The organism is Psychromonas hadalis ATCC BAA-638, from assembly GCF_000420245.1.
In the GTDB taxonomy this organism is placed as follows: Bacteria; Pseudomonadota; Gammaproteobacteria; order Enterobacterales; family Psychromonadaceae; genus Psychromonas; species Psychromonas hadalis.
This window is the reverse complement of the sequence record NZ_ATUO01000272.1, coordinates 1-2,552: the sequence shown is the minus strand read 5'-3', so window position 1 is coordinate 2,552 and position 2,552 is coordinate 1. Positions and strand designations below refer to the sequence as shown.

The following is a 2,552-nucleotide window of genomic DNA, read 5'->3' as shown; positions in this document are numbered from 1 at the left end:
GGTGCTAGCCACTTTGAACACGATGGGAAACAATGAGTTGCAAGCTCAAGAAAGTCACTACCTCTATTCTGTGTTCACGACAGGCGTTTTTCATTTTCACGATGATGTTGAAATACTGCTTGATGAGCAAACTAAACTGGTTCATTTTCGATCCCAGTCTCGTGCTGGTTATTCCGATTTGGGTGTTAACCGCAAGCGCTACGAGCAATTTAAAGCTATTTATAACAAATAGCCCCTAGTATTTATTACCTAAGAACTATCTTATTGTTAGCGAAGGCATGGGGCTTGTCTTTCAAGTTAATCTTCATTTCTAACCCGCTATGGGGCACATTGCGCATCTAGAAAATGTAATTTTAAATACTAAGTTTTAATGCGTTACGACCTCATATAGCACTGACTCTAGATGCCTTTATCACATCATTCTCATCACAAAAAAACAGCAAGGGTTGGTTAGTTGATTAAAACGTGTAAATTGTATGAACAAAACGTTCAATATTTATTCATACACCATAACTAAAGCGCGAGGAACGATGAAACAAACACAACATTATATAATTGGTAGCCCAGGAAAAAAATGGGGACAGTCAGAAAAACATGCCTGGTTAGATGCCCAGCAGATTAAACGTAGTTATAAAGAAGAAGTACTGGCAGAGCTTACTGATAGTAAAATAATAAATGATCATTTTGAACTGACTCAATACGGCGCGTTAGCTTATTCCCCCACAGATTATCCACTATTTATTTTAAAATCTAAAAACTGGAAAAGTGACTGTAAAAACATACTCATTACCGGCGGTGTCCATGGCTACGAAAGCAGTGGTGTCCACGGTGCGATTCGGTTTGCTGGTAGCGTCCATACTACATATCTCAAGCAGTTTAATTTTATTATTGCGCCCTGTGTTAGTCCTTGGGGTTATGCAACAATCAACCGTTGGAACCCCTATGCACTTGATCCTAACCGTGCTTTTTATGCTGATAGTCCAGTACAAGAAGCCACTGCATTAATGACTTATATTAGTACGCTTGGCATTGAATTTACGCTACATATCGATTTACATGAAACCACTGATACTGATAATAGTGAATTTAGACCGGCGCTTGGGGCACGCGATGCAATAGTACAAAAAAACTGGGATATCCCTGATGGGTTCTATTTGGTTGCTGATAGCGCCAAACCCGTTGATGCCTTTCAAAAAGCAATCATCAATAAAGTGAGCACGGTAACGCATATTGCACCTGCCGATACACAACAACGATTAATAGGTGTCCCGTTAGCGCAATTTGGGGTAATAAATTATGCTGCACGTGAGTTAGGTTTGTGCATGGGGTTAACTAATGCAGCCTACGTCACTACGACAGAAGTCTATCCTGACAGTCCGCTGGTGGATGATGAAAATTGTATTAATGCACAAGTCGCTGCTATCTATGGTGCGCTAGATTATTTAAGCTAATAGCGATTACATTCGTTATGTATGAAAATATTTATAGAGATTGGTATAACCACCATTTATACTTCTTCCTGGATCACAAATATAATAAATACAGGTGTAACAAGAGCTTAGATTAGCGGCAAAGAGAAAAGTCATGATGTAAACAGCATTTAAAAAACACACTGAGAGTAGGATGAGTCAGCGTTAAACTTCTTGTCAAAGTAGCAGGTTGTTTATTTTTAATCATCGTTATATTAGGATAAATAATATGAAGCAAGTCAATGTTTTCCAACCATTTTTGTTTTCAAGTTTTCAGCGTAGCCATAGTCTGACTTTAAGTGATTTAAAATGGGCAGCCTTTGAAAAGCATGATTTTTTAGGCGATAGTGAAGATTGGGCATTATTGTTGGAAAATATGTTGTCAGAGAAGGATCCCGCACTATTAAAAAAAATCACCTTTGGTGATGAGACGCAGATGTTTTGCATTCGCAGCGAAGATAGAGAAGCATTACATGCAATCGCCACAATTGTGGATGAATTTTATGAAGATGAGCTGTTATTAGATGCTTGTATCAGCCGTTATGCCCAGTATGAATTTGAAGCCGAATTAGCTTAATAAGTATAAAGGCTTGTTACTTTTACAACATGTGCAACGAAGAAGTGGCTTGTTTTAACGAGCTAATACTGAACCACTATTTACGCTAATGGCCTAATTTTAAGAGCGATGCCTCGTCACTTTCAGAGTGTGATAACCCGTCCATATTCTAGTGAATGTGGTTAACTAGCATAACGATGCAAAAGTATAGGGAGAATAAACGTAACTACTCAGGTCGTCGCTATTTAAGCCTATTTCATCGTTGAAAAATGCTCATTTAAACCACTAAACTGCGCTTTTTCGCCTTGAACTAAGCATAACTGGCTTAGCCCTGAGCATTTACAGTATATTTTTTATAAAAACACTTCTAATTTTAAGGGGTGCTGAGTAGTTACGAATAAACATTCTTTTTCTTAATACCTAAAATAGGCTTACCTCATATTTTGCACAATTGCCTCTTTTATCATTGCTATGAGGGATCGAAGTACTGATATTTATCGCCTATTACTCAACTCTTTTACAAAATT

General features: G+C 37.9%; 3 protein-coding genes. All 3 read left to right on the top strand.

The features are described from left to right. A partial coding sequence (locus G322_RS0118665) for a DUF1499 domain-containing protein (RefSeq protein ID WP_022943191.1) occupies positions 1-232 on the top strand: 232 nt, incomplete at its 5' end. 298 nt (positions 233-530) lie between these two features. Next, positions 531-1,451, top strand: coding sequence for a M14 family metallopeptidase (locus tag G322_RS0118660; protein WP_022943190.1), 921 nt, complete (start codon positions 531-533; stop codon positions 1,449-1,451). Between the two features lie 247 nt (positions 1,452-1,698). Further along, positions 1,699-2,046, top strand: coding sequence for an Imm51 family immunity protein (locus G322_RS0118655; RefSeq protein ID WP_022943189.1), 348 nt, complete (start codon positions 1,699-1,701; stop codon positions 2,044-2,046). Positions 2,047-2,552: the final 506 nt, after the last annotated feature.

Excerpts from the sequence above, each read along its gene's own strand:
- G322_RS0118660 (WP_022943190.1), top strand. The coding sequence starts at position 531 with ATGAAACAAACACAACATTATATAATTGGTAGCCCAGGAAAAAAATGG.
- G322_RS0118655 (WP_022943189.1), top strand. The coding sequence starts at position 1,699 with ATGAAGCAAGTCAATGTTTTCCAACCATTTTTGTTTTCAAGTTTTCAG.